Origin of the sequence: Acidiplasma aeolicum (assembly GCF_001402945.1) — an archaeon.
Lineage (GTDB): Archaea > Thermoplasmatota > Thermoplasmata > Thermoplasmatales > Thermoplasmataceae > Acidiplasma > Acidiplasma aeolicum.
In genome coordinates this window covers 1-4,006 of sequence record NZ_LKBG01000037.1, presented here as the reverse complement: position 1 = coordinate 4,006, position 4,006 = coordinate 1, and the positions used below count along the sequence as shown (strand labels likewise).

General features: G+C 32.6%; 5 protein-coding genes and 1 tRNA gene. 4 read left to right on the top strand and 2 right to left on the bottom strand.

Annotation, left to right across the window (positions count from 1 at the left end):
* A partial coding sequence (locus tag AOG54_RS01455) for a 2,3-diphosphoglycerate-dependent phosphoglycerate mutase (protein ID WP_236692429.1) occupies window positions 1-627 on the top strand: 627 nt, incomplete at its 5' end.
* Here AOG54_RS01455 and AOG54_RS01450 read toward each other — a convergent pair.
* Window positions 624-1,019, bottom strand: coding sequence for a metal-dependent transcriptional regulator (locus tag AOG54_RS01450; protein WP_048101418.1), 396 nt, complete (start codon window positions 1,017-1,019; stop codon window positions 624-626). The genes AOG54_RS01455 and AOG54_RS01450 overlap by 4 nt on opposite strands.
* Before the next feature lie 238 nt (window positions 1,020-1,257).
* On the opposite strand from AOG54_RS01450, the gene AOG54_RS01445 reads away from it, so the two are divergent.
* Window positions 1,258-1,875 carry a 30S ribosomal protein S3ae gene (locus tag AOG54_RS01445; protein WP_055032310.1) on the top strand — a complete coding sequence of 206 codons (618 nt, stop codon included), beginning with the start codon at window positions 1,258-1,260 and terminating at the stop codon, window positions 1,873-1,875.
* A gap of 24 nt (window positions 1,876-1,899) precedes the next feature.
* Window positions 1,900-1,987, top strand: a tRNA-Met gene (locus AOG54_RS01440).
* Between the two features lie 55 nt (window positions 1,988-2,042).
* Here AOG54_RS01440 and AOG54_RS01435 read toward each other — a convergent pair.
* Window positions 2,043-2,519, bottom strand: a complete 477-nt coding sequence (locus AOG54_RS01435; protein ID WP_052656728.1) for a pyrimidine dimer DNA glycosylase/endonuclease V — start codon at window positions 2,517-2,519, stop codon at window positions 2,043-2,045.
* 213 nt (window positions 2,520-2,732) lie between these two features.
* On the opposite strand from AOG54_RS01435, the gene AOG54_RS01430 reads away from it, so the two are divergent.
* A partial coding sequence (locus tag AOG54_RS01430) for an ATPase/DNA packaging protein (protein ID WP_156324158.1) occupies window positions 2,733-4,006 on the top strand: 1,274 nt, incomplete at its 3' end.

Below are 4,006 nucleotides of genomic sequence, written 5' to 3'. Positions count from 1 at the left end.
CATATATTTAAAAAATTTAATAAAAACTATAAACTAATTATATATATTCCATGGATGGATTATGCTGTTTTAATCAGGCACGGCGAAAGCTATACGAATAGAACCGGCATACTCTCAAGGGACCTTAATAAATATGGGTTAACTGAGACCGGGGAGGAAATGGCGCGATTCACCGGTGAGCAGCTTAAAAATTTGAAATTTACAGGTATAATATCAAGTCCGGTTCTGAGGGCGGTTCAGACATCAAAAATACTGGCATCCTATGTTAACCTTGATATTACTGTTGATAACAGGGCAATAGAATCGGATTTTGGTGTTTATGATGGAAAAAGGATAATAGAGATACCAAATAAAAAAAGGGAGGAGCTTGGGATGGAGTCCTTCCAGTCCCAAATGGAAAGGATGATAGACCTTATTAATTCCTATGATGGAAGGTACATAATAGTCAGCCATGCATTTCCCATAAGATGCGCCATATGTTATTACCTTGACCTTAATGAGGAGGAGAGTTTTGGCATTGATATAAGATATGCATCCATGTCATTTATAGACGTTAAAAGAAAAAAGCCCCTTTCAATAGGGTCATTGCTTATTACAGACAGAATAAAAAAAATATTTAAATCTTAAACTGCATGGACCGGCTTTCCATGGGGGCATTTATCAGGATTCCCTATTGTCTGAAGCAGTTTTTCTATTGATGATGTGTCCATTAGATAATCTACCTTTTCAACCTGTGTGCAGGCCTTATCACTGTTAACACCGCTTCTTGTTAAAATTATTTCAAGGGTTCTATGGGCCATCATTATCTCACTATAAATCTCATTCCCATAGTCTGTAAGTGTTATCATTCCCCTTTCCTTTTTAATTATGTTTTTGGATAATAACCTGTTAATTAATTCATGTGCTGTGGGTGGTTTTATATTCATCAGACCTGCCACATCAGAAAGCCTTAAGGGTAAAGGTTTGCTATTATCGTGAATAACTACAATACAATCCCTTTCCTTTTTTGTTATATCCATAAATTAGTATTATGCTAAAATATTTAAATATTTCTTTTTTATGGGTATGCTTCATAACCGAAATTCCCCAGTAATTTAGATTTCTTAATGCCTTATGAACACCTCTTTGTTTAGACCAATATTTTCAAACAAATAATTAATTACATTTCTTTTTACGAAAACATTATAAATTTATAAACAATAAGGTATTTCACTATAGGATAATCAAATTCAAATGTGAATGTGAACGGGGGATTAAATGGTTGATAAAAGAAAGGTTAACACAAAGGATAAATGGAAGGAAAAATCATGGTATACGGTAGTTGCACCTTCATATTTTGGTGAGAAGGAAATTGCATTAACGCCCGGTTCTGATCCAAGATATATAATAAATAGAACTGTGGCCGTTCCTGTATCAGAATTTACTGGAAATTTTAAGAAATCATCATCCATGGTGCTTTTCAAGATAGATAACTGTATTGGTAAAAAATGCTCAACAGTATTCATAGGACACAAAGTAAGCGACGATGCAATAAGGAGGATGGTAAGGAGAAGAAGGGAAAGAATAGATATTATAACAGCAGTAACAACAAAGGATTTGTATAAAATCGTTGTAAAGATAGTTCTTGTTGCAGATAATAAGTTAACCGGAACAAAAAGGGCCGAGGTTAGGGCCACAGTTGTATCATACATTAGTGACAGGGCTGCAAATATGAAACTTTCCGAGCTTGCACTCTACTTAATCGGCGATGATATATACAATGATATAAGTGATGCATTAAAGGATATATATCCAATTAAAAAAATAGAAATACGCCGCTCAGAGGTTGAGGGCAAATCTGAACAGACCGTTTTAAATGAAACACCTGTTGAGTAGGAAGTGGAGAATTAAAAAAAAGATGCCGGGATGGCTCAGTTGGCAGAGCGTCGGACTCATAAGCATATGCTGAGATATCCGAAGGCCTCGGGTTCAATCCCCGATCCCGGCATACCAGCAATATTTAATTGTTAATTTTTACAATTAATGTTTTGTTTAAGGACTGCCTAAAGAATATCATCCAAAAGCTGCATGGCATTTTCCACCTGATATCTTTTGGGTTTTTCAGATGAGTTATTAATATTTGGCTGCTTATGAATGGCATACTCCCATTTTTCCCTAAGATCTATTCTACCAATGTTTTGCAGATACCTCTCACGGCAGCCACTGCAGCGCCCCATTAGAATATTTAGTGAATATTTTGGGTCAATTACCACTGACAGTTCCCATTCAAATAAATGGCCTGCAATCTCCGTGGGGTCAAAAATTAGGGGGCTATTATGTTTATACCCGCGTGATAGCATCTCCTCCACAAGTTGATTATGCCTTGATAACATTGTATTAACCTGTATGAGCTTTTCAGATGCGTACCTTCCCAAATGATTTCCTTCCCTTAAATATCCAACGGCCATATGTATTTCATTATGCTCTCCCAGCAGATGGCTGCTGCACATATATTTTGGATTAACCATCCACATTCTCATTAAAATCTTTATGCCACATATATTAAAAATATTTATTAAAAAAATCCTGATAAACTCATATATTATATAATCCGCAATTTAATAAATAATTAGGCAGGGAATTAAACTCTTAAGGCTTAAACAGGTTTTAGGTTAATTATACCACTCAAGACTTAAATATTGTTTAAGCATGCCTTACCTTGCATATAAATACTGTTAAATTAAGTAAGGGTGATGTTAATTAAAATACCTGTAAATACATATAATTATACCCCGTATGTTTTTGGAATCTCTATCAAAAATTTTTTAGTAATTATAATAGGAATTACTTTATTCGCGGTTTTAATTAAAATAAATATATACATACCTTTTATTTTTCTGATAATATACCTGTATATTTTTCTTGGCCATAAAACAGACATTTGGGTATTTTATAATTCGTTTAGAGAGAGTATCAATTATAAAACCAGCAGTATTAATCAAACAAATGATGATGGGATTTTTTTAAATGATAAAGAATTTATTTCAGCATTTGAATTAAACACCGGAAATTATTATATGAATTTAAATAAAAACAGGATAATGGGATCATTTCAGGGACTTATAGAGAATATTGATTCCGAATTAACAATAATATCCAGGCCTGTTAAATATGCAGATGGGTCATATTTTTATAAAACCTTTTTAATAATTTCATCAGGGATTATTGATATTATTAAAAATGATTCTGAGTTTATATTAAAGAATAAATTAATAATTAAAAATCAGGTTTATAACCATGAAGAAATTAGCAGGATTTTATTTTTGACAACTGAAAGGTTTTTTAAATCGTTCTTAAAAACCAATGATTATTTTGCCTCACTTCTTGATCTACATGATGCGAATTATGATCAGGATTTTCTATATAACCTCCTTATTGATAGTTTTAGTTTCCCCTGCATAGCGGTATTGAATCTAAAATCGATAAAAAATAAGGATGTGAGATTAAAAAGGATGCTTGCCGAAAGAATTTCAGAATTCAGAAATAAATCCACAAGGACTGTAAATATTAAGGACCAGATAAATTCAATTAAAAATATGCAGGATTCTAAAAAAATTTTTGATATGTATATGACCTTAATAATAGAATCGGAACACCCGGTTGACCTGAAAAATAACACCGATAATACCGTTAAGCATCTAAAATCAATGGGGCTGGAATTCAAGATTTCAGATCATTTAAAATACAGGAATTATAACCTCAGAAAATTATATGTAAATGGATATAAATATTTGATAGGGTCAAAATGTTTTTCCAGTATGGTGCCTCTCTCATTTTCTGAATATGAGAAATCATGCCCTGCAATTGCAATAAATTCCATAAATAATAAAAAATTTTACTTTAACCCGTTTAATTACCAGTCATATAATATGATAATAACTGGAGAAACAGGTTCTGGCAAGACCTTTTTCACCAAAAAAATTCTTAAATCCCTCCATGAATACTATGAAATGGCATTTATCATAGA